At 34.1% G+C, this 23,129-nt stretch carries 19 protein-coding genes; 12 read left to right on the top strand and 7 right to left on the bottom strand.

From position 1 onward, the window contains the following. Positions 1-38: 38 nt before the first annotated feature. Complete coding sequence (locus OZP06_RS02690; protein WP_269223571.1) at positions 39-647, bottom strand: YkgJ family cysteine cluster protein; 609 nt, start codon at positions 645-647, stop codon at positions 39-41. 306 nt (positions 648-953) lie between these two features. On the opposite strand from OZP06_RS02690, the gene OZP06_RS02685 reads away from it, so the two are divergent. From OZP06_RS02685 to OZP06_RS02665, 5 genes are all read left to right on the top strand, one after another. After that, positions 954-1,493, top strand: coding sequence for a nuclear transport factor 2 family protein (locus OZP06_RS02685; RefSeq protein WP_269223570.1), 540 nt, complete (start codon positions 954-956; stop codon positions 1,491-1,493). A 198-nt stretch (positions 1,494-1,691) separates the two neighbouring features. Beyond that, a complete protein-coding gene (locus OZP06_RS02680) occupies positions 1,692-2,711 on the top strand; it encodes a quinone-dependent dihydroorotate dehydrogenase (protein WP_281239047.1) in 1,020 nt (339 codons plus the stop codon). 58 nt (positions 2,712-2,769) lie between these two features. Further along, complete coding sequence (locus OZP06_RS02675) at positions 2,770-3,633, top strand: hydroxymethylglutaryl-CoA lyase (RefSeq protein WP_269223568.1); 864 nt, start codon at positions 2,770-2,772, stop codon at positions 3,631-3,633. Between the two features lie 114 nt (positions 3,634-3,747). Beyond that, the gene (locus tag OZP06_RS02670) at positions 3,748-4,302 is read left to right on the top strand and encodes a hypothetical protein (RefSeq protein ID WP_269223567.1); all 555 of its coding nucleotides are present in this window, start codon (positions 3,748-3,750) and stop codon (positions 4,300-4,302) included. Next, positions 4,299-5,702, top strand: coding sequence for a DUF5723 family protein (locus tag OZP06_RS02665; RefSeq protein WP_269223566.1), 1,404 nt, complete (start codon positions 4,299-4,301; stop codon positions 5,700-5,702). The genes OZP06_RS02670 and OZP06_RS02665 overlap by 4 nt, the downstream gene beginning before the upstream one ends. Before the next feature lie 230 nt (positions 5,703-5,932). On the opposite strand, the gene OZP06_RS02660 is transcribed toward OZP06_RS02665, so the two are convergent. Continuing rightward, positions 5,933-8,473 carry a cation-translocating P-type ATPase gene (locus OZP06_RS02660; RefSeq protein WP_281324197.1) on the bottom strand — a complete coding sequence of 847 codons (2,541 nt, stop codon included), beginning with the start codon at positions 8,471-8,473 and terminating at the stop codon, positions 5,933-5,935. A 139-nt stretch (positions 8,474-8,612) separates the two neighbouring features. On the opposite strand from OZP06_RS02660, the gene guaB reads away from it, so the two are divergent. Further along, positions 8,613-10,085 (top strand): IMP dehydrogenase, encoded by a 1,473-nt coding sequence (gene guaB / locus OZP06_RS02655; RefSeq protein ID WP_269223565.1) that lies wholly within the window; start codon positions 8,613-8,615, stop codon positions 10,083-10,085. Between the two features lie 251 nt (positions 10,086-10,336). Here the strand turns inward: guaB and OZP06_RS02650 are convergent, their stop codons facing one another. Beyond that, positions 10,337-12,577 (bottom strand): cation:proton antiporter, encoded by a 2,241-nt coding sequence (locus tag OZP06_RS02650; protein ID WP_281324196.1) that lies wholly within the window; start codon positions 12,575-12,577, stop codon positions 10,337-10,339. A 168-nt stretch (positions 12,578-12,745) separates the two neighbouring features. Further along, positions 12,746-14,092, bottom strand: a complete 1,347-nt coding sequence (gene purB / locus OZP06_RS02645; RefSeq protein ID WP_269223564.1) for an adenylosuccinate lyase — start codon at positions 14,090-14,092, stop codon at positions 12,746-12,748. 231 nt (positions 14,093-14,323) lie between these two features. Between purB and OZP06_RS02640 the strand changes: the two genes are divergently transcribed. From OZP06_RS02640 to OZP06_RS02615, 6 genes are all read left to right on the top strand, one after another. Next, positions 14,324-15,220 carry a MerR family transcriptional regulator gene (locus OZP06_RS02640; RefSeq protein WP_281239055.1) on the top strand — a complete coding sequence of 299 codons (897 nt, stop codon included), beginning with the start codon at positions 14,324-14,326 and terminating at the stop codon, positions 15,218-15,220. A gap of 38 nt (positions 15,221-15,258) precedes the next feature. Beyond that, a complete protein-coding gene (gene crtI / locus OZP06_RS02635; RefSeq protein WP_269223563.1) occupies positions 15,259-16,728 on the top strand; it encodes a phytoene desaturase family protein in 1,470 nt (489 codons plus the stop codon). Between the two features lies 1 nt (position 16,729). After that, positions 16,730-17,569, top strand: coding sequence for a phytoene/squalene synthase family protein (locus OZP06_RS02630; RefSeq protein WP_281324195.1), 840 nt, complete (start codon positions 16,730-16,732; stop codon positions 17,567-17,569). A 34-nt stretch (positions 17,570-17,603) separates the two neighbouring features. Next, complete coding sequence (locus tag OZP06_RS02625) at positions 17,604-18,044, top strand: sterol desaturase family protein (protein ID WP_281239058.1); 441 nt, start codon at positions 17,604-17,606, stop codon at positions 18,042-18,044. A gap of 330 nt (positions 18,045-18,374) precedes the next feature. Then, positions 18,375-18,836 (top strand): SRPBCC family protein, encoded by a 462-nt coding sequence (locus OZP06_RS02620; RefSeq protein WP_281324194.1) that lies wholly within the window; start codon positions 18,375-18,377, stop codon positions 18,834-18,836. After that, positions 18,836-20,131: a deoxyribodipyrimidine photo-lyase gene (locus tag OZP06_RS02615; protein WP_269223562.1), complete on the top strand. Its 1,296-nt coding sequence runs from the start codon at positions 18,836-18,838 to the stop codon at positions 20,129-20,131. The genes OZP06_RS02620 and OZP06_RS02615 overlap by 1 nt, the downstream gene beginning before the upstream one ends. A gap of 572 nt (positions 20,132-20,703) precedes the next feature. Here OZP06_RS02615 and OZP06_RS02610 read toward each other — a convergent pair. Genes OZP06_RS02610 through OZP06_RS02600 form a run of 3 tightly spaced genes read right to left on the bottom strand, consistent with a single transcriptional unit; the run spans position 20,704 to position 23,107 of the window. Further along, positions 20,704-22,122, bottom strand: coding sequence for an SDR family oxidoreductase (locus OZP06_RS02610; RefSeq protein ID WP_281324193.1), 1,419 nt, complete (start codon positions 22,120-22,122; stop codon positions 20,704-20,706). A 4-nt stretch (positions 22,123-22,126) separates the two neighbouring features. Then, positions 22,127-22,810, bottom strand: a complete 684-nt coding sequence (locus tag OZP06_RS02605; protein WP_269223561.1) for an SDR family oxidoreductase — start codon at positions 22,808-22,810, stop codon at positions 22,127-22,129. 12 nt (positions 22,811-22,822) lie between these two features. Then, on the bottom strand, positions 22,823-23,107 hold the full coding sequence (locus OZP06_RS02600) for a TIGR03643 family protein (RefSeq protein ID WP_269223560.1): 285 nt from the start codon (positions 23,105-23,107) through the stop codon (positions 22,823-22,825). Positions 23,108-23,129 lie beyond the last annotated feature (22 nt).

Below are 23,129 nucleotides of genomic sequence, written 5' to 3'. Positions count from 1 at the left end.
TAGAAGCCCCATTTTGGGGCTTTTTTTTGTTTTATATTTTAAGCAATATTTTCAAGTCCACCAGGAAAAGGTCTGTAAGCATAATAATGTAATACTTCTTCGATAGCCATTTTTAAGGCTTCGTTTATGGGAAGTAATGTTGTTGCTAGCCGATGATCTATTGGGGTAAGTCGCATATAATAATCAGAAAAAATAGGTATATAAAGTCCTTTATTAATAGCCTCTTCGGTATTGTTGTAATTTTCTTGTTGATTTTCTTTTATGATTTTGCAAGTTGCCAATCGTAGTTTTCCATATTTATCTTTACTGGCTGCATATCCAAAAAGCCTGCAAATTAATCCTCTGTATTTGTAGTTAGAGCATCGACCATTTATACGGTCTATTGTTGAAAGGGATTGATATAAATGACAAAAAGAATTCGTTTTGGAATTAAGTTCTTCTAAAGTGACTTCGGCTTTACCATTTAAAAATAAATAAAAAGCCCATGGTAAGAATTCCAACGGTGAAGCGTCAATGTTTGGTTTTGAGCAGCATTGGCCACATCCATTATTGCATTGTAAATTAGTTTTAGATTTAAAAGTTGTTATTTCATTTTCAAGGCGTTCAAATAATTCTTCAACCAATTGAACTTTGTGTTCTATAGACATTATTTTTTATCGAATGTACGCTATTAAATGCCATTAAACTTCTAATATCGTTTTACTTGCTGTTTTTTTTTATTTTAAAGTTTGATAAAGGTAAATTAATTTAAGAAATAGATTCTTCGATTTTGGTATCAAAAGAAATAAGGATTATTAAACTGTAGGTTTTAAATTGAATTTAATTATAACTAATTGGTATACAGTTTAATTAATTGAATTATTTTAATAGACTTGTTTGTTTTTTAATTAAATTTACTCTCCCTTTATAGAAATAGCTTAATCTAAATTTTAAAATACTCTAAAAAATAAGCTATGAAAAAAATCGTATTTATTATAATTTGTGCTATTCTGCTTTTAAATTGTAAAAAAGAAGATGCTAAAGAAACGAGTAAAGTAGTTTCTATAACAGATTCTATTAAAAAACCTGCTGAATTTGCGGATCCTAAATATGCTGAAATCGGTAAAAAATCGCTAGTCGATATGGAGAAAGGTGACATGGATAGTTGGATGGATATTTATGCGGATAATGCTGTTTATGTATGGAACAGCGGAGATAGTTTGGTAGGGAAAGCTGCAATTGCTTCCTATTGGAAACAAAGAAGAGCCAATGTTATTGAGTCTATCTCTTTTAAAAACACCATTTGGTTGCCTATATTAGTCAATCAACCACAAAGTACTGAATACAAAGGAGTTTGGTTGTTGTCATGGTACAAAACAACGGCTAAATACAGAAATGGAAATGAAATGACGCAGTGGATTCATACGGATTATCATTTTGATTCTATTGATAAAGTAGATAGAGTGATACAATACATTGATAAAGCTTTGATAAATAAAGCTATGTCAAAGTAGGTTTTAATTGTTAATTGGTTGAAGAAAATAAAAAATGATGCTTATTTGTCGTTTTTTATTTTTTTTTTGGATGATATTTATACTGATTTTTTTAAGTGGATTTTGTTTGATAATTAACAAATGAATAGCTTTAACTATATTTCTATACCTTAAAACTAAAAACAATTCTTTACTTTTGTGCCAACCAATATTTCAATTATGTACAAGATTTTTATACGCCCTATTCTTTTTTGTTTTGATCCTGAAAAAGTGCATTATTTTACTTTTTCGTTAATTAGAATAGTATCAAAAATTCCTGGAATTCCTTCCCTTTTTAGATTTTTATATCAAGTTAACGACAAAAGATTAGAGACCGAAGTATTTGGTTTAAAGTTTAAAAATCCAGTGGGGTTAGCAGCTGGTTTTGATAAAGATGCTGTATTGTATAAAGAACTTTCTAATTTTGGTTTTGGTTTTATAGAAATTGGGACACTTACCCCAAAACCGCAACCAGGAAATGATAAAAAACGAATTTTCCGATTAGTGGAAGATTCGGCTATAATCAATAGAATGGGATTTAATAATGGTGGTGTTCTTGCAGCTGTAGAACAATTGAAAAAAAATAATGGTGTATTAATAGGTGGAAATATTGGAAAAAATAAAGTGACCTTAAACGAAGATGCTACTTCTGATTACGAGATTTGTTTTGATGCTTTATTTGATTATGTCGACTATTTTGTAGTCAATGTAAGTTCGCCTAATACGCCAAATCTTCGCGCATTACAAGAAAAAGAGCCGCTGACACAGTTATTGCAAACGCTGCAAAATAAAAACTTGTCTAGGCCAATACAAAAGCCAATATTACTAAAAATTGCTCCAGATTTAACAGATGAACAATTGCTTGATATTATCGATATTGTACAAGAAACCAAGATTGCGGGAGTAATAGCTACAAATACTACAATTTCGCGCAATGGTTTGAACTCTTTGAATCAAACTGAAACTGGAGGGTTGTCCGGTAAACCTTTAACATCTCGTTCAACAGAAGTGATTCGTTTTCTTTCCCAAAAAAGTAACAAGGCATTTCCAATTATAGGAGTAGGAGGAATACATTCTGCAGAAGATGCTTTAGAAAAATTGGAGGCAGGTGCCAGTCTTGTTCAATTGTATACAGGTTTTATTTATGAAGGCCCAGCATTGGTAAAAAAAATAAATAAAGCAATTTTATCAAATAAATAATAGAATAACGATTTTTCTTTCTTTGTAACTCAAAACCTTTTTTATACATTTGAAAGTTATGAAGACAATAAAAATTATCGAATGTCCACGTGATGCGATGCAAGGTATAAAAGCCTTCATTCCTACCGAAAAAAAGGTAACCTATATTCAGTCGTTATTGCGTGTAGGTTTTGATACCATCGATTTTGGTAGTTTTGTTTCGGCAAAAGCCATACCGCAAATGCAAGATACTGCAGCGGTTTTGGAACAACTTGATTTGTCTAAAACTCAGAGCAAGTTATTAGCTATTATTGCAAATCTACAAGGAGCAACTTTAGCTTCTCAGCATAAAGCTATTCAATATTTAGGTTTTCCTTTTTCGATTTCCGAAAATTTTCAAATGCGTAATACTCATAAAACGATTGCTGAATCCTTAGTAACTTTGGATGAAATTCTAAATCTTGCCGATAAAACGAATAAAGAAGTTGTAGCCTATCTTTCTATGGGTTTTGGGAATCCATATGGAGATCCTTGGAATGTTGAAATAGTAGCACAATGGACTGAAAAGTTGGCAGCAATGGGGGTGAAAATTTTATCACTTTCTGATACCGTAGGGAGTTCATCGCCGGAAGTAATTGAATATTTGTTCTCTAATTTAATTCCTCAATATTCACAAATAGAATTTGGAGCTCATCTTCATACAACACCAGACAAATGGTTGGAAAAAATTGATGCAGCTTATAAGGGAGGCTGTCGTCGATTTGATGGAGCAATTCAAGGTTTTGGAGGATGTCCTATGGCTACGGATAATTTAACAGGTAATATGCCTACGGAGAAATTATTGTCCTATTTTACGGTTCATAAAGAAAATACCAATTGCAGTCCCATGAGCTTTGAAAGTGCTTATAATGAAGCGTCGAAAATATTTGGGGAGTTTCATTGAAATTGGTAGAAATAAAAAGTACTAAAAATTAAATAATTCCAGAATTTTATCGTTTCTTTAAATAGAGATATTAAATGGTAAAAAACAGGGATTTTATAAAACTAGTATAATGATATGAAACACAGACTCAACATTAGGATTATTTTAATAATCATGCTGGCTTTTAGTGCTTTTTCATGCAGCAGTGATTTAAATTTTGATCAAGCAAATGATTTAACGGTACAACCAGTTTTTACTACAAATCTGGCCTATTTAGAAGCAAAAGCTTCCAATTTTGTTGTAAATGGTTCCGAACAACCTTTGTTTTCATATATTTCCAGTGTTGATTTTTTTAATTCTTCATTTGTTGAAAATGATTTGGTAAAAACAGATTTGTATTTTAGAATTAAAAACACAATATCCAGAGCTTATGCGCTGGATATTACTTTTTTGGATAAAAATAATGCTCCTATTTATACTATACCAACAATGAATATAGCAGCATCTACTGGTGCCGAAGAGTTGTTTGAAACAACCGAAACATTTACTCCTGCTAATGTTTCTGTTTTGAAAAATACTACAAAAATGATTTTTTCTATAAAAATGCTTCCCGGTCCACCATTATCAGCTACAAGTTCGGGTAGAATTGAATTTAGTTCAAGTATAACTGCTTATTTTGATGTAAAATGAGAAAAATAATAATCCTTTTATTTCTGTCAGTTTCTGTTTATTGTTCCTCTCAAAATAAAGAAATATTATATAATTTCACCCCTCAGCCTCAAAGTTTATTGACCAATCCTGGAGCGGATGTAAAATACAAATGGTTTTTTGGCGTGCCATTATTATCTGGAATTTCAGCAAATGTTGGTTCGACAGGGATTGATGCTTATAGTCTATTCGCAAATGACGGGGTTGATTTTTCTGAAAAAGTGAGGAATTTGGTGGCCTCAACAAGTAGAAAGGATTATATCACTACCAATCAACAATTAGAACTTTTTATGGCTGGCTTTAAAGTAGGTGGAGAAGATAGTAAAAGTTATGTTTCTTTTGGAATGTACCAAGAATTAGATTCATTTATTTATGTCCCTACAGATTTGGCTATTTTGTCTTTATATGGGAACAATGATTACATAGGAAAGTCTTTTAATTTAGGAGATTTAAGTGTGAAAGCCGATTTGTCAACTGTTTTTCATATTGGTTATAATAAACAGATAAACGACAAACTTATTCTTGGAATTCGAGGGAAAATTTATTCTAGTATTTTTAATGCTACATCAACTCATAATTCGGGTTATTTTGTTACTAAACAAGGTGCTAATTTAATTTATGATCAAACGATAAGATCCAATTTAGAACTTAATACCTCTGGAGCAGCCAAATATTTAGATGAAAATTATGATGGCGATTTAGGAAGCGATATAGCAGATGATGTAACTAAGAAAGCTTTTTTGGGAGGGAATTTAGGATTAGGTGTGGATTTAGGACTTACGTATTATCCTGAAAAAAATATTCAAATAACTGCAAGTCTAGTAGATATTGGTTATGTTAGCCATTCAAAAGAAGTAGTGGATTATACTTTTAAAGGGTATTATAATTTTAAAGGAGTACTTACTGAATTTAATTCAGATGGTACTATTGATAATGCTTACCAAGATTTTAAAGATGCGATCCCTTTGGATACAGTATATCATAAATACACCACTCAACGTCCTTTGAAATTTTACTCTTCCTTTCAATATTCTTTTGAGGAAGAAAGGCAAACGGAGTGTAATTGTGCAACCGATGAAGATTCGTGGTATAGGAGTGCAATTGGAGCGCAACTTTTTGCAATGACAACTCCTAGGGATCCAATGTTGGCTTTGACAGCTTACTATAGAAGAAGAATTTTGGAAGGATTGCAAATGAAAGCAACTTATACTATAGACTCATATTCTTACAGCAATATTGGCTTGGGGCTAACGACAAAAATTGGAGTTTTTAATTTTTATGTTTTGGCTGATAATCTATTGGCTTATAAGGATCTATCGAAGTCAAATGCTCTTGCTTTTCAAATTGGGTTTAATGTTATTTCTGGAGGTAGTAGGAAATAGTAATTAAGAATCGATTGTCGTATTAAACTCGAATACAGTTAGAACAATTTATTCAATTGGTTTCTAGTTGTGTTTAAAATCTAAAGAATAGGAGCAATCAATAATGCAAATTGTATTAAAAACGGTTATGCAGGCAAATAATTTTTCTTTTTTTTATACTAGGAGGCTTAGTTAATTATTGATAAACAGCGTTTTATTTAAGTAACTAAAACGCTGTTTATCAAAGTTATTTATTCGATTCCTTTATTTCTTTTGTAAAGTTTATAAATTTCTATCCAAAATACACTTATAAATGCTACAGAAATACACAATCCCGTTTGTAGTAGTTTGATAGTATCAAACATGAAAAAAGCCCTGAAAACAGGAATGAATAGTATTGATAATGTGATCAATAGGGTTAATCCGATAATCATTACAACCAAATTGTTTTTATATTTCATTGTGGTTAATACAGAATAGTAAAAAGAACGATTGGCTAATGTTAGAAAAATATTAGAAGCAATCAATGTTAGAAAAATATAGGTTCTGGTGGCATTTTCAGTATACTCCCATTTTACACAATATTGATACATAAATAATAGGCCAAGGGTGATGATTAGCCCTTGAATAATGCTGATTGTTATTTCTTTTAAATTGAAAAATGTTTTTGTAAAAGGGCGTGGTTTTTGTAACATTAAATTGTTCTCCATAGGTTCATTTTCATAAATAATGGAGCAAGTTGGTCCCATTATGATTTCAAGAAAAATAATATGTACTGGTGAAAAAATATTAGGATATATCCATCCCAAAACTAATGGGATAAAGACAATTAATATAATTGGAATATGGATAGAAATGATATAACGAATGGCTTTTTTTAGATTGATGTAAATTTTTCGACCCATGGCAATTGCGTCGGTCATTTTTCCGAAATCATCATCTATTAAGATTAAGTTTGCAGCTTGTTTGGCTATTTCGGTTCCTTTTTTACCCATTGCAATACCGATATGGGCTGATTTTAAAGCGGGGCCATCATTAACACCATCACCGGTCATCGCTACAATTTGACTATTTTCTTTTAATGCTTTTATAATTTTTAGTTTGGCTTCGGGAAACATTCTGGTAAAAATGTTAGTTTCCATTACTTTTTCTCTCAAAGTGGCATCATCCATCGTCATGAGTTCATCACCGTTTAAGGTTTTTTCTGGGTTTTTAAATCCAATCTGGTTGGCAATAGTTGCTGTAGTTAAAGCATTATCACCAGTTACAATTTTTACCTGAATTCCAGCTTTGTAAAAAGTTTCGAAAACCTCTTTTATATTGGCTTTTGGAGGATCATAAAAAGCAACTAGACCTTTAAAATCAAATGAAAATTCTTGCTGAGTTTTTGGATAATTGGATCCTGAATAATTGACAACACCTACCCCTAAAACACGATACCCTTTTTCGGCCATTGATTGCACTGCAGCTGAAATTTGATTGATCTGTTTTTCGGATAAAGCGGAACAAGCGATTAAAGCTTCTGGAGCTCCTTTGGCGGCAATGATTTTTTCTCCTGTTTTGTTTTCAAAAATATGGGTCATCATAGGAGGTGTTCCACTCAACGGATATTCATGTACCATTTGAAAATTTGGGCGTTCATCTATTATTTCCATATTGGTATATGCTTTGTGCAACGCTATTTCCATTGCATCAAAAGGAATAGGCTCACTGGACCACATAGATAGGCTTAATAATTCTTGTTCTTTTGAAGTTAATTGGGATTTTTTTCTGTTTACATTGGTGTTAAAATCGGCATTATAATTATCACTTAATAAATCTCCTTCTAATAAATACCATTGCGCAAGACTCATTTTGTTTTCGGTAATAGTCCCGGTTTTGTCTGTGCATATTACAGTAGCACTTCCCAAAGTTTCTACAGTTTTAGTTTGTTTGACAATAATCCCCATTTTCATTAATCGCCAAGCACCAAGCGCCATGAAAGTAGTAAATGCAACTGGAATTTCTTCGGGGATTATACTCATGGCTAAGGTTAGCGCTTTTAGAAGGCTGTCTAGAAGGAGTTTGGAATTGTAAAAATTAATGCCCCAAACAATTATAAATACGATTAATCCCAAAAGAGACATTTTGGTAACAAAATTTGAAATTTGTAATTGTAATGGTGTTTTTTCTTCAACGATATCTTCTAAACTTTTACCAATCTTACCTAACTGTGTTTGGCTTGCTATTGCGGTAACTTTGCAGATTGCTAATCCTGTATTGACAATTGTTCCTTGAAAAACTTGACAGTTTTCACTTTTTTCACTTTTGAAAACAGCTAAAGATTCTCCTGTAATTATTGATTCATTAACCGAAAAATCATTTGATTGGATTATAACTCCATCAGCTGGAATAAAAGTTCCTTCTTCACACTGAATATAATCTCCCAAAACAATCTCTTCGGAAGGGATTTCTATGAGTTCATTTTCCCTTATTACTTTGCTTTTTGGTTGTGTTAATTTGTGTAAAGCTTCGATGGCGTTTCTACTCTTAGATTCTTGGTAGAGTGAAATGGTAGAAACTAGTATGATTGCTACTGCCATAAATATTCCGTTGCTAAATTCGGAGGTGAAAAAATAAATGCTAGTAGCGGTTATTAGTAAAAGAAACATTGGTTCTTTGACCATATCTATAATGGAAGAAAGTATGTTGTTTTTCTTTTGGTGTTCAATAGAATTAGAACCATTTTTAATTCTGGATTTTTCAACTTCAATTTTGTTTAATCCTGAAATTGAGTGATTTGCTATTGTCATAAGTGTTAGGTGTAGTTATAAATAAAAATAGGTGTTGATGTTATTTTTAACTTGCAATTTAAAAATAAATTAGGGGAGTGAAGTGTTTTTTAGCTTAAGATTGTCTATATTTGCACGCAATTCAACTACAAATTGCAACATGAAAGCACATATCTCCAAGATTGTCGGTGAAGGTTTAACCTACGATGATGTATTATTAGTTCCCAATTACTCAAATGTTCTTCCGCGCGAAGTGAGTATTCAATCCAAATTTTCAAGAAATATCACATTAAATGTTCCTATTGTATCTGCTGCTATGGATACCGTTACCGAAAGTTCGATGGCAATTGCCATGGCACAAGAAGGAGGGATTGGTGTTTTGCATAAAAACATGACCATCGAACAACAAGCGGCCAAAGTTCGTAAAGTTAAACGTGCCGAGTCTGGTATGATTATCGATCCCGTGACTTTGCCAATGTCTTCAACAGTTACAGATGCTAAAGCTGTTATGAAAGAATACGGTATTGGTGGTATTCCAATTGTGGATGAGAATAAAATTCTAAAAGGAATTGTTACCAATAGAGATTTGCGTTTTGAAAAAAATGGGTCAAGACCTATTGTTGAAGTTATGACAAGTCAAAATCTGGTAACCGTTGCCGAAGGAACTTCATTAGAACAAGCTGAGGTAGTTTTACAAGGACATAAAATTGAAAAATTACCTGTTGTAAATGATAGAAACGAGTTGGTTGGTCTAATTACTTTTAGAGATATTACCAAATTAACTCAAAAGCCAAATGCGAATAAAGATAAGTTTGGTCGTTTGCGAGTAGCCGCTGCCCTAGGTGTTACTGCTGATGCTGTTGAAAGAGCTACTGCTTTGGTCAATGCAGGAGTTGATGCGGTAATTATTGATACTGCTCATGGACATACAAAAGGAGTGGTAGATGTTTTAAAATCAGTAAAAGCGAAATTTCCTAATTTAGATGTAATTGTTGGAAATATTGCAACTCCAGAAGCTGCTTTGTATTTAGTAGAAAATGGTGCAGATGGTGTAAAAGTTGGAATAGGACCTGGTTCTATTTGTACTACAAGAATTGTTGCAGGTGTTGGTTTTCCTCAGTTTTCTGCAGTTCTTGAAGTAGCCGCTGCTATAAAAGGTAGTGGAGTTCCTGTAATTGCAGATGGTGGTATTAGATATACTGGAGATATTCCTAAAGCGATTGCTGCTGGAGCTGATTGTGTAATGTTAGGTTCGTTGTTAGCCGGTACCATGGAATCTCCAGGAGAAACTATTATATTCGAAGGAAGAAAATTCAAATCATACAGAGGAATGGGTTCTGTTGAAGCGATGCAAGAGGGTTCAAAAGACCGTTATTTCCAAGATGTAGAAGATGATGTTAAAAAATTAGTTCCAGAAGGAATCGTAGGACGTGTACCATATAAAGGAGAGTTGAACGAAAGTATGCAACAATTTATTGGTGGTCTTCGTGCAGGAATGGGATATTGCGGTTCCAAAGATATTGCAACATTGCAGGATACGGGTCGTTTTGTTCGTATTACGGCAAGCGGAATCAACGAAAGTCATCCGCATAACGTGACTATTACAAAAGAAGCTCCGAATTATTCGAGATAAATTGGGCGAAAGCCTAAAAAAAAAGGTGTAAGATTCAGTTCTTGCACCTTTTTTGTTTTTAATTGGTATAAAGAAGTCTATGGGTTTAATCCAGATTCCGCAATAGGAAAAATTTCAAGAAGATGCGCAAAGGATTCGCAAAGTCGCACAAAGGGAAATCGAATTCTTTGAATGGAGCTTAAAAAACTTTGTGATTCTTCGCGAATTCTTCGTGTGACTCTGCGTAATAATATCTAATGCGGATTCTGGGTTTAATCATGAACCAAATCCGCCAGTAGTTTTTTATTGCCTACAATCCATAGAATATCGTCTTTTTCTAAAATCACATTTGATTCGGGATTTAGGGTACGGTTTCCTCTTTTTTCAATTCCAACAATCAAACCTTGTGTTTTTTCGCGTAGTTTAGATTCTTTAATGCTCTTGCCGTGGAATTCATGGTTTTTTAATTCGATCTGTCTTAAAACAATATCAGGTTCTGTAATTCCAGGAGAAACATCGATTTCATGTTGATCTAAATATTTTTTAAATTCTTGCACTTGAGCATCTGTTCCGATAACGCAAACTTCATCGCCAGGAAAAATACGTTCATTTGCATCAGGAATATGTATCATAACTTCTCCTCTTTTTATAGAAACCACATTAATGCCTAAGGACTCTCTAATTTGTAATTTTTTTAAAGTTTCGCCGGCAATATTCGATTCTGCCGCAATATCAAAAACTGCCATGTGTCCATCCCAAGGCGTCAAATCACTTCGGCTTCTTTTGGCTTTGCTTAACTCTCTATCGTTTAAGTTAGCAAGAAAATGGTTCTCAATTTTATGGTATTGAATATGGAGTTTCTTTTGAAAAATCAAATAAATCACTATTGAAATGACTAAAGTGATTAGTCCTATTATCGGTGAGAAAAAGATATTCAATAACAATCCAATGAAAAATATAGACAATAGAATTCGAATGAAAAAAAGCATTGTTAATGGGCCTCTTGATTTTCGATCTAGCATTAAGTGTTCTACTTCGTCAATTGCGACTCTTCTAAATGCAAGTGCCCATAAAAATGGAGAAACAATACCTAGTGTTATTAGTGCGCCTATAGCATTGCCAAAATGATAGTCGTGAACGATTGGCAATAGATATCGGGTAGAAAGTAAAATAACTGCCAATATAATTACTACAAGTATTGTCACCTGAATAATATAAGCATTAATTACGGATTGCCATAAACTTACTGTTTTTATTGCTTGAGTGCTCGCTGAATAGCGTTCGATACGTTTCGTCCATTTTCGAGGTAAGTGATGTGCTAAATATTCGGAGAAAGGGAGTGAATATTTTATCATAAAGGGAGTCGTAAAAACCGTAATGGCAGAAACGGCAACCACAATTGGGTATAAAAATGAGCCTGTTGCTTTCAAAGTCATTCCTAATGTAGCTATGATAAAAGAGAATTCACCTATTTGCGACAAACTCATTCCCGTTCGGATCGAATCTTTCAAAGGTTGTCCTGATAATATTGCACCAAAAGTTGAACTGATAGATTGTCCAAAAATAGTAACGAATGAAAGTATTAAAACGGGTAAAGCATGTTGAAATAAAGCATCTGGATCGATTAACATGCCGACCGATACAAAAAATACTGCCCCAAATAAATCTTTTACAGGTTTTACCAGATGTTCAATATGTTCGGCTTGTGTCGTTTCGGCAATAATTGAGCCCATAATAAATGCGCCAAGAGCAGGAGAAAAACCAACATTAGAGGCCAAAATCACCATCATTAAGCACAATGCCAATGATATGATTAGTAGCATTTCATCGGATAATAGATGTTTTGTTTTTTTTAGTAATGTAGGTACAATAAAAATTCCTCCCAAAAACCAAATTACCAAAAAGAACAAAAGTTTGAATACGGATTGAATGAGATCACTTCCGGAGAATTGGTTACTTACAGCAACAGTTGACAATAAAACCATCAATAGAATGGCGAGGATGTCTTGGACGATTAATGCTCCAATAACATTTCCGGCAAATTTTTGAGTTTTTACCCCAAGTTCTTCAAATGATTTTAAAATAATTGTGGTCGAAGAGATGGATAGAATAACTCCCAGAAAAATACTATCCATTTTAGGCCAATCCATCCATTGCCCAACGGCATAGCCCAAAACACACATGCTTATAATTTGAGTGCCGGCAGTTATAGTGGCGGTACCACCTACTTTCATTAATTTTTTAAAACTAAATTCTAATCCTAAACTAAACAATAAAAAGATGACACCAATTTCGGCCCATACTTCTACACTTTTAATCTCTTTGACCGAAGGGAAAAAATCAAAATGGTTGCCTGCTAGAAATCCCGCTATCAAATAACCTAAAACCAAGGGTTGCTTGAGTTTTTTAAATATTAAAACGGCAACAGCGGCAGTCATAAGGATTAATCCCAAATCACTGATTAAGGGTTCCAAGTGGCTTGCAGTTGTAGGTGCTTCAGTTAATATACTCATAAAGTGGAATTAAAATTTGTGAAAATAATTTTGACTAAAAATCATTTAGGGCTAATTTACGAAAAGTAAATTTTTTAGGGTTTGCTTTTTTTGTATAATCTGGGTTAATTGTATCCAAAAAAATAGCCATCTCAAGAGACGGCTATTAATTAAAATATTATTTAGGGTTTAAATTCCTAAGAAATTACTTGGAGTGATTTGCATCAATTCGGCTTTTATTGCATCCGAAACTTCAAGTGTAGCTATAAATCCGTGAATTGCTTTTTTGTCAATAGCTTCGTTTGTTCTTGTTAAACCTTTCAACGCTTCATAAGGATTCGGGTAGGCTTCGCGTCGTAAGATTGTTTGAATGGCTTCGGCTACAACGGCCCAGTTTTTTTCTAAATCTTCGTGAAACTTGGATTCGTTGAGTAATAATTTATTCAAACCTTTCAAAGTTGCTTCAAAAGCAATCAAAGTATGCCCCATAGGTACACCAATGTTTCTCAAAACGGTACTGTCTGTCAAATCACGTTGAAGTCTAGATAATGGTAATTTAGCCGATAGATGTTCAAAAACAGCATTGGCTATTCCTAAGTTTCCTTCAGAATTTTCAAAATCAATTGGATTTACTTTGTGAGGCATTGCAGATGAACCAATCTCTCCCGCTTTTATTTTTTGTTTAAAATATTCCATAGAAACATACGTCCAAATGTCTCGGTCCAAATCAATTATGATAGTATTAATTCTCTTTAATGCATCAAAAAAAGCAGCAAAATGGTCGTAATGTTCAATTTGTGTTGTTGGGAACGAATGGTGTAATCCTAAGTTGTCTTCAACGAATTGACGTCCAAATTGTTTCCAGTCAATTTGTGGATAAGCCACATGATGTGCATTGTAATTTCCGGTTGCTCCACCAAATTTAGCTGCAAATGGAATATTGAATAACAAGCGCATTTGCTCTTCTAGTCGTTCTACAAAAACGGCAATTTCTTTACCTAAACGAGTAGGCGAAGCCGGCTGCCCGTGTGTGCGTGCTAGCATTGGGATGTCTGCCCATTCTTGGCTTAATTCTTTTAATTTTGAAGTTAAAGAAATCAGCGATGGCATATATACTTTTTCGAAAGCGTCCTTTGTAGAAAGCGGAATCGCAGTATTGTTGATGTCTTGAGAAGTCAAACCAAAATGAATGAATTCTTTGTATTCAGATAAACCTAGTTTCTCAAAAGCGTCTTTGATGAAATACTCAACCGCTTTTACGTCGTGATTGGTTACTTTTTCAGTTTCTTTTATCCAAAGAGCATCTTCGGTAGAAAAGTTTTTATAGATAGCCCGTAAACTTTCAAATAAGTTAGGGTTGACATTTTTTAGTTGTGGCAAAGGCACTTCGCATAATGCAATGAAATATTCGATTTCAACTAATACACGGTATTTGATTAAGGCTTCTTCAGAGAAAAAAGGAGCAAGAGACATTGTCTTATTTCTATAGCGACCATCGATAGGTGATATAGCATTCAATTCGTTTAAAGTAGTCATTTTTTGTTGTTTTTTCGAAAGGCACAAATATAAAGAGAATTTAGGTATTAGAGTTCAGAATTTTAAGGTTTGACAAATAAAATAGTTATAAAAATGATGAAACTCAATATATTTTTTCAAATTGAGAAACAAAATTTTTCATTTTGGAAAAGATCTAAAAATAATAAAGTAGTGTTTTGTTTATTTAAGTTTAAATTATCTGTACCTTTGTTTAATAAAAATTGAATATTGATGAACAATGTAAAAAATATTTTCAGCATTAAAGATCTAGAAAATCTTTCTGGGGTGAAAGCGCATACCATTCGGATTTGGGAAAAAAGATACAATGTATTGCAGCCAATGCGAACAGATACCAATATACGTTTGTATTCTTTGCCTAGCTTGCAAAAACTTTTGAATATAACGTTGTTGCATGATTATGGATATAAAATATCCAAAATATCTACCTTTCCTGAAGATAAAATACCGGAATTGGTTCGCGGTATAATTTCTAATAAAAACTCTAAAAGTCATGCAATTACTGCCTTTAAAATGGCAATGATGAATTTTGATCAAGAACTTTTTTCAAATACTTACAATTGGTTGATGGAAGAAAAATCTTTTAAAGAGGTATTCAATCAAGTCTTTATTCCTTTGATGGAAGAGGTTGGATTATTGTGGCAAACAGGTACAATTACTCCAGCTCACGAACATTTTCTTAGCTGTTTGATCATAAAAAAAACACTTTTAAATACTGAAAAAATTGAAGGTTTAATTCCTGTTAATCAAGCCAAAGTATTTGTTTTGTCATTGCCGCTCAATGAGATTCATGAATTGGGTTTGATGTATTTGCATTATGAAATTGTACTCAAAGGCTATAAGGTTATCTATTTAGGTGAGAATATGCCAATTGATAATTTGAAAGAATTGAAAAAGCATTTTAATTCCATAATTTTTGTATCTTATCTGACGATTCAGCCTGAAAGAGTGGCTGTTGATGAGTTTGTTGCCACAATGACTGAAGAGCTGTTGGATGATTCAACGCAAATTTGGTTGATTGGTAGGATGACGGAATATATCAACCGCAGTGCCATATCAAATGATGTGAAAATTTTCAATTCGATTCCTGATTTAGTCGAAAAGATTTAATTTTTCTTGTTTAATCTTTTTATATATTTGACAAACAAATGAAAAAAACAATTTCTATAATAGGTTCCGGATTTTCGGCAATGGCTGCCGCTTGCTATTTGGCAAAAAGTGGACATAAAGTAACGGTGTTTGAAAAAAATGCTTCAATAGGAGGTAGAGCTAGGCAATTGAAAGCCGATGGTTTTACTTTTGATATGGGGCCTAGTTGGTATTGGATGCCCGATGTTTTTGAGCGTTTTTTTGCTGATTTTGGCAAAAAAACAACAGATTATTATGAGCTTATAAAACTTTCACCAGCATACAGGGTGTATTATGGAGTTGATGATTTTATTGCAATTGCAGATAATTTGCCTCAAATCGTTGCTGACTTTGAAGCTATCGAAGAAGGAAGTGGTCAAATCTTAAAAGATTTTATGGCAGAAGCCAAAAGCAATTATGATATTGCAATTAAAGAATTAGTGTATCGTCCTGGCGTTTCTCCATTAGAATTAGTAACGGTTGAAACAGCCAAAAAGATAGGTCAGTTTTTTAGTAACATTAGTAAAGATGTTCGAAGCAAATTCAAAAACGAACGGCTCATTCATATACTTGAGTTTCCTGTATTGTTTTTGGGTGCAAAACCTTCTGATACACCTTCGTTTTATAGTTTTATGAACTATGCCGATTTTGGTCTTGGTACATGGCATCCAAAAACAGGGATGTTTGATCTTGTTCGAGCTATGGAAAGTTTGGCCTTAGAACTAGGAGTGATTTTTGAAACCAATGCCAATATTGAAAAAATTAATGTAGAAAATAAAATGGCGCGTTCAATAGTGGTTAATGGAAAAAAAATACCATCTGATATTATTTTAAGTGGAGCCGATTACCATCATACCGAAACGTTATTGGATCAAGAGCATAGAATGTATTCTGAAGACTATTGGGATAGCAGAGTTTTTGCTCCATCTTCCTTGCTGTTTTATGTAGGTTTCAACAAAAAAATAAAAAACATTTCGCACCATGCTTTGTTTTTTGATGTCGATTTTGAACAGCATGCAAAAGATATTTATGATGAACCTCAATGGCCAAAAGAACCTTTGTTTTATGCCAATTTCCCATCAATTACAGATACAACAGCAGCTCCTGAAGGAATGGAATCTGGGTTTTTCTTAGTTCCATTGGCACCTGGAATTGTTGATAATGAGGACTTAAGAAATCAGTATTTTGATAAAATAATGGAGCGTTTCGAACTGTTAACACAACAAGAAATTAAAAATAGTATTATATTTAAACAATCATTTTGCAAAAATGATTTTGTTTCAGAATATAATTCTTACAAAGGAAATGCGTATGGAATGGCAAATACGCTGCTGCAAACCGCTTTTTTGAGGCCAAAATTGAAAAGTAAAAAAGTGAAAAATTTATATTTTACAGGACAATTAACTGTTCCAGGACCAGGTGTTCCTCCAGCATTAATTTCGGGAAAATTAGTGTCTGAATTAATTGATAAACAACTTTTAAAGCAATAGTATGAAGCAATTATTTGATGATGTATCCTTCAAGTGCAGTAAATTGGTAACCAAAAATTACAGCACTTCTTTTTCTATGGCGGTTTATATGTTGGCGCCCAGCATTCGGGATGCCATTTACAGCATCTATGGTTTTGTGCGTTTTGCCGATGAAATAGTAGATTCTTTTCATGGGTATGACAAAGAAAATCTAATCATTGATTTTGAAACCGAATATTACAAGGCGATGAAATATGGAATCAGTTTGAATCCAATTTTGAATTCCTTTCAACAGACTGTTAAAGAATACAATATTACTGATGACATGGTGCAATCATTTCTCAAAAGCATGAAACTCGATTTATTCAAATCCGATTATCAAAGTAAAGAGGAATATAATGAATACATTTATGGTTCTGCCGATGTTGTTGGTTTAATGTGTCTCAAAGTATTTGTCAAAGGAGATGAAACTAAATACAATCAGCTAAAAGACCAAGCCATGCGATTGGGTTCTGCTTTTCAAAAAGTAAATTTTCTTCGGGATTTGAAGGATGATAATTTGTTATTGAACCGAAATTATTTCCCGGGAGTCGATTTGAAATCCTTTGATGAAAATTCCAAAAAAGCAATCATTAAGGAAATTGAAGAAGATTTTGAAGAAGCTTTTCAAGGCATCATAAAATTACCTTTGGAAGCCAAGTTTGGAGTGTACACTGCCTATGTGTATTACAAAAAACTGCTCAAAAAATTAGCACACACTCCTTGTCACGAAATAGGGAATACTAGAATTCGGGTTTCTAATTATTCAAAAGCAGGATTATTGGCACAATCGTTCGTGTCCTACAAGTTGAAATTGGTATAAAAAGAAACATTAATTTTTAATTTAAAATAACACAATGATATCTTTTTTAATTTTTTTAAGCGTTTTTTTATTCATGGAATGTGTTACTTGGCTCACGCATAAGTACATTATGCATGGGCTCATGTGGTATTTTCACGAAGACCATCACCAACCCAAATATGCTCATACATTCGAACGGAATGACATATTTTTTGTGATTTTTGCCCTTCCAAGTATCATTCTTTTCTATTTTGGAGTGCAAGGCGGCATGAATTATCTTTTTTTTATCGCCCTCGGTATCACCACGTATGGATTTTGCTATTTTATGATTCACGATGTATTGATTCACCAACGATTCAAATGGTTCAAAAACACCAATAACAAGTATTTAATAGGCCTACGTAAAGCCCACAAAATACACCACAAACACCTCGGAAAAGAGCATGGCGAATGTTTCGGAATGTTATTTGTACCCTTCAAATACTATAAAATGTAAAAAATAATTGGGGCATGACCGCTAGAAAAAAGCGGTCGGGCTATCCGTTCCCGCTTTTTGGTATCGGGCAAGAAAAATGCCCAATACCAAAAGAGCTCCACTTCTATCCCTCATGCAAAAAACAGACTGCATATCAAGGAGTTTTTTTTATAAATTTCATTAGCCATTTGAAAAAATAGTAATTAGGAATGTCTAAAAAAACACCTATCAGGTTAAAAGAGACCTGTTAGGACACGTTAAATCCTAACCGTTTTTTTTAACCTGTTAGGTATCATTTTTATCAATTTATAAAGAAATGTAAAATTCATTACATAATAATCCAACACCAAAATGAAAGTATATAAAAAAGAAACCGTTCAACACGTCAATGCTACTCTTGAGGAATGTTGGTCATTTTTCTCCAGTCCCAGCAATTTGCAAAAAATTACTCCAGAAACCATGGGATTTCAAATCACTGATTTTGACAATCAATCCATGTATGCCGGACAAATTATCCAATACAAAGTGACCCCTCTTTTGGGTATAAAAATAAGTTGGACCACCGAAATCACACAAGTCAAAGACAAAGCGTATTTTATAGACGAACAACGTTTTGGTCCTTATAGTTTTTGGCACCACAAACACTTTTTTGAAGCAACACCAACCGGAGTAAAAATGACCGATGTGGTGCATTATGCATTGCCTTTAGGATTTCTGGGACGCATCATGAATACCTTACTAGTCAAAAACAAACTGAAAGAAATCTTTGATTACCGTTGTGTAAAAGTGGATCAGCTTTTTAATTCAAAATAATGTCAAAACAACAAGTATCCATTTTTTGGTTCCGACGCGATTTGCGTCTCGAGGATAATGTGGCATTGTATCATGCATTGCAATCTAAATATCCTGTAATTCCGTTATTTATTTTCGACACTGATATTTTGAGTAGCTTGCCCAAAAAGGATGCTCGAGTTGGTTTTATATTTGATTCGCTTCAAAAAATAAACACTCAACTTAATGCTTTTGGGAGTTCACTTTTGATCAAAAACGGAACTACAAAAGCGGTTTGGGAATCTCTTTTTGATGAATTTGACATTTTGGAAGTTTTCTACAATAAAGATTATGAACCCTATGCAATAAAGAGAGATTTATCAATTGATGCATTGGCTAAAGCAAATAAAACGCTTAGTTTTTCGTTCAAAGACCAAGTTATTTTTGAAGAACTCGAGATCACCAAAGCAGATGGTTTGCCGTATACCATTTATACACCCTACAAAAATAAATGGTTGGAAAAATACAAAACCATTGCACCGCTTGTGGAATACGATACTCAAAGTTATTACTCTAATTTCCTGAAAAGCAATTTTGATTTCCCCACTTTAGAACACATTGGTTTTGAGGAAAGTGAAATAAAAGTAGTTCCCTATAATCTCAAACAAATAAGTAATTACCACGAAACCAGAGATTTTCCTGCCATTGATAGCACTTCGTATTTGTCACCACATTTGCGTTTTGGTACGGTAAGTGTCCGAAAATTAGTGAATTGGGCAGTTCGGAAAAATGATGTTTTTTTGAGTGAATTGATTTGGCGGGAATTTTTTATGCAAATTCTGTTCAGCTTTCCCAAAGTCGTCAGCCATAATTTCAAATCGGCTTATGATGGGATCCAGTGGCGCAACAACGAAGAAGATTTCAAACGCTGGTGTACGGGAACCACGGGTTATCCGATGGTCGATGCAGGAATGCGTCAGCTCAACGCAACGGGCTATATGCACAATAGAGTGCGCATGGTGGTGGCGAGTTTTCTATGCAAACATTTATTGATCAATTGGCAGTGGGGCGAAGCCTATTTTGCCGAAAAGTTATTGGATTATGATTTGTCTGCCAATGTGGGCAACTGGCAATGGGCAGCAGGAACGGGTTGTGATGCAGCGCCTTATTTCAGGGTTTTTAATCCCGATATCCAACTCAAGAAATTTGACGAAAAAGGAATTTACATCCGCAAATGGATTCCCGAATTTGATTTGGGTTACAGACAGCCAATGGTAGAACATGCCTTTGGTAGAGACCGAGCTATTGCTACTTATAAAGCGGGAATTTTGAAGTGAATTAAAGCTAGAGGCAATTCAAAGCTGGAGCAATTGCAACTCATTTTTTTGGGTTATACTAAAATTTTAATGGCAATCTAAAAAAAAACTGGAAATAAAGTTTGTTGACTCCTAACCTTTGTCAAAGTTTAAAACTTTGACAAAGGTGCTAGACGAAATTATATGAATCTAAAATTTTCGATTTACCATTAATACCATTAGCACATATAAAATAGTCCAATCTACTTGTTCTTTTTCTCCAATACGTCCTCAAAAAATAATTCCGTAGCGAAGGCTATGCAATGATTTTTATCGTTGTCTTGAAAAAAAATAACTTCGCATCTTTGGACTATTTTATATCCACTAATGGTATAAAATTTCACCAAACCTTTTTTTGAAAATAAAATCATGTCATTTTCCTTGAAGGTGTTGTGTTCTGCGTGAGTGATGGGAGCTAGTTACCGAAGTAACGCGGACAGCACGACGCCGTTGAGCAAAGGGGCAAATAAGCGGTACTCTAGGTAAGCCCCTTTACTCAATGGGGTCACGCCCAAATGATTTTGAAAAGGCTTATTTTCAGCAAAAAAAAGAAGTTATCGGATCAATTTATTCAGCATTCCTTTGAAAATAAAACCGTGAAAAGGCAAAACAGAATACCAATACAATTTTCCCCAAATGCCTTCGGGTCTAAAAGTTGCCGATTGATACAAAGTGTTGTTGATGATTTTGAATTCGAGCCAAGCTTCGCCGGGTAGTTTCATTTCGGCATAGAGAATGAGTTTACCTTCGTCTTTGTTGGCGTATAAAACCCGCCAAAAGTCTAGTGCATCGCCAGCATGAATATCGTGTTTGTTGGTACGCCCTCTACGTGAACCAACACCTCCAAAAAGCTTATCGATAAATCCGCGTAAATCCCACAACCAATCACCGTAATACCAGCCCGTTTCACCACCAATGGACCAAATTTGGTTGATGGTAAAAGCTCGGTTCTGAATAACCATTTTTCTTCGGTCGATAAAACAGTTTTTCTTGGGCACTTTGAGATAATCACCAACATTCCCGATGAATTGACCGCTTATCATAGAATCTTTCCAACTCGAAATTATCGTGTCATTGTCTATTTTTACCAAGGCTTTGGAAAGTGCCATTTCATAAGGCATGGGAGTGCTATTCAAAATAGTGTTGATGCTGTTGTCTCGGCAAATCACTTCGACTTTCATACTGCTCACCAATGCAGATGCTAATTTATAGGAGGTTGAGGTTACAAAATACAACCAGTAAGAGGATAACTTGGGGGTCATCACGGGTATGGTGTAAATATATCTTTTGAGATGGATGGCTTTGGCAAAACCCAATAGCATTTCTTTGTAAGTAAGAATGTCGGGCCCACCGATGTCAAAGCTTTGGTTGTATGTCAATGGGTTTAAAAGTGATTTTGTCAAAAAATCCAAAACATCGGCAATGGCTATGGGTTGGCATTTGGTGTTCAGCCATTTTGGGGTAACCATTACCGGTAGTTTTTGAACCAAATCCCGAATAATTTCAAAGGAGGCACTTCCAGAACCTACAATAATTCCAGCTCTTAATGTAGTTGTTGCAAAAGTTCCAGTATTCAAAACCTGTTCTACTGCTTTTCGGGACGATAAATGTTTGGATAGCGATTTGTCGTTGACAATTCCGCTTAAATAAATAACTTGTTTGGCTTTTGTCTGATTGATTCTGTCAACAAAATTTTCAGCCGAAAGATGTTCTAATTCATCATAATTACTGGCCGATCCCGACATCGAATGAATTAAATAATAAGTGGCATCGATGTCATTGGGGATATTTTCTAAAGTTTCTTTTTTTAAGAAATCCACTTCAATGACTTTTACCTTTTTTTCAAATTCTTTTGGACAAAAAAAACGTTGCTTGTCTCGCACACAGCAAATAACGTCATGACCTTGTTCGACCAAAATCGGTAAAAGTCGCTTGCCTACATATCCAGTTGCACCTGTTAAAAGAATTTGCATGTTCTTACAATTTAAAACTTACGATTCCATAATCCATTTCAAAAACTTGTCCTGAAATGGATTTGGCATTTTCGGAGATTAAGTAATTCGCCATTTCGGCCACTTCAATGGGCTTTAAGTAACTTTTCATAGGGTGGCGTTCCATCATGTTTTCTTTCATGCGGTCGTTTCTAAGGATATTGGCCGAAAGCGAAGTTTCGGTAATAGTAGGAGCAATGGCATTAACTCGAACCACCGAGGCTAATTCGGCACCAAGGGATTTTACCAATCCTTCGATTCCTGCTTTTGCAGTAGCGATACTGGCGTGAAAAGGCATTCCTAATTTGGCCGCAACGGTACTAAATAATACGATCGAAGGATTGTTTCCTTTTTTTAGGGCGGGTAAATATTTCTGAATCGCTTTTACAGCACCAATTACGTTAATTTCAAAATCATTTCTAAAATCGTCCAGATTCAAACTCAAAATGGGTTTTAGTGTAATGGATCCCGGGCAATAAATAACAACATCAACGGATTCAATTTCGGGTAAATCATCTTCAAGAATCGAAATGGGGTAATGAATTAAGTTGGGGTGTGTGATGTCAGGAGCCGTTCGACTGATGTTATACACAATATTGTTTTGCAATTGTTGCAATAGGATAGCACTTCCAATTCCTTTGCTTCCGCCAATGATTACTATGTTTCGCATATTTTTATTAATTTATCTTTTTGCTATTTTATTGCCATTAATTTGTCTTTGTCTCGAACATTTGAAGCGACCTTCTTGAAAGTTTCTTAATTTCTCGTGTTTTGTTTTTCGGCCTTGCACGCGTTCGCGCCACATTTTGAAACTGGAGGGCTTCATTTCGGTACGCATGAGGTTGATGACTTCTTGTTCTTTTAAACCAAATTGGATCAAAATTGCATCAAAAGTGGTTCGGTCCTCCCAAGCCATTTCTATTATTCGGTCTATTTCTGTTGTGGTTAAGTTATTTTTAGAATTCATATCAATCGTTTGTATAGTATTT

Origin of the sequence: Flavobacterium sp. IMCC34518 (assembly GCF_027111095.2) — a bacterium.
Classification (GTDB): domain Bacteria; phylum Bacteroidota; class Bacteroidia; order Flavobacteriales; family Flavobacteriaceae; genus Flavobacterium; species Flavobacterium praedii.
Note: the sequence above shows the minus strand (reverse complement) of the source record. Positions and strands in the feature narration are given on the sequence as shown.

Coding starts and splice junctions, on each gene's coding strand:
- OZP06_RS02690 (WP_269223571.1), bottom strand. CDS start 647: ATGTCTATAGAACACAAAGTTCAATTGGTTGAAGAATTATTTGAACGC.
- OZP06_RS02685 (WP_269223570.1), top strand. CDS start 954: ATGAAAAAAATCGTATTTATTATAATTTGTGCTATTCTGCTTTTAAAT.
- OZP06_RS02680 (WP_281239047.1), top strand. CDS start 1,692: ATGTACAAGATTTTTATACGCCCTATTCTTTTTTGTTTTGATCCTGAA.
- OZP06_RS02675 (WP_269223568.1), top strand. CDS start 2,770: ATGAAGACAATAAAAATTATCGAATGTCCACGTGATGCGATGCAAGGT.
- OZP06_RS02670 (WP_269223567.1), top strand. CDS start 3,748: ATGAAACACAGACTCAACATTAGGATTATTTTAATAATCATGCTGGCT.
- OZP06_RS02665 (WP_269223566.1), top strand. CDS start 4,299: ATGAGAAAAATAATAATCCTTTTATTTCTGTCAGTTTCTGTTTATTGT.
- OZP06_RS02660 (WP_281324197.1), bottom strand. CDS start 8,473: ATGACAATAGCAAATCACTCAATTTCAGGATTAAACAAAATTGAAGTT.
- guaB (WP_269223565.1), top strand. CDS start 8,613: ATGAAAGCACATATCTCCAAGATTGTCGGTGAAGGTTTAACCTACGAT.
- OZP06_RS02650 (WP_281324196.1), bottom strand. CDS start 12,577: ATGAGTATATTAACTGAAGCACCTACAACTGCAAGCCACTTGGAACCC.
- purB (WP_269223564.1), bottom strand. CDS start 14,092: ATGACTACTTTAAACGAATTGAATGCTATATCACCTATCGATGGTCGC.
- OZP06_RS02640 (WP_281239055.1), top strand. CDS start 14,324: ATGAACAATGTAAAAAATATTTTCAGCATTAAAGATCTAGAAAATCTT.
- crtI (WP_269223563.1), top strand. CDS start 15,259: ATGAAAAAAACAATTTCTATAATAGGTTCCGGATTTTCGGCAATGGCT.
- OZP06_RS02630 (WP_281324195.1), top strand. CDS start 16,730: ATGAAGCAATTATTTGATGATGTATCCTTCAAGTGCAGTAAATTGGTA.
- OZP06_RS02625 (WP_281239058.1), top strand. CDS start 17,604: ATGATATCTTTTTTAATTTTTTTAAGCGTTTTTTTATTCATGGAATGT.
- OZP06_RS02620 (WP_281324194.1), top strand. CDS start 18,375: ATGAAAGTATATAAAAAAGAAACCGTTCAACACGTCAATGCTACTCTT.
- OZP06_RS02615 (WP_269223562.1), top strand. CDS start 18,836: ATGTCAAAACAACAAGTATCCATTTTTTGGTTCCGACGCGATTTGCGT.
- OZP06_RS02610 (WP_281324193.1), bottom strand. CDS start 22,122: ATGCAAATTCTTTTAACAGGTGCAACTGGATATGTAGGCAAGCGACTT.
- OZP06_RS02605 (WP_269223561.1), bottom strand. CDS start 22,810: ATGCGAAACATAGTAATCATTGGCGGAAGCAAAGGAATTGGAAGTGCT.
- OZP06_RS02600 (WP_269223560.1), bottom strand. CDS start 23,107: ATGAATTCTAAAAATAACTTAACCACAACAGAAATAGACCGAATAATA.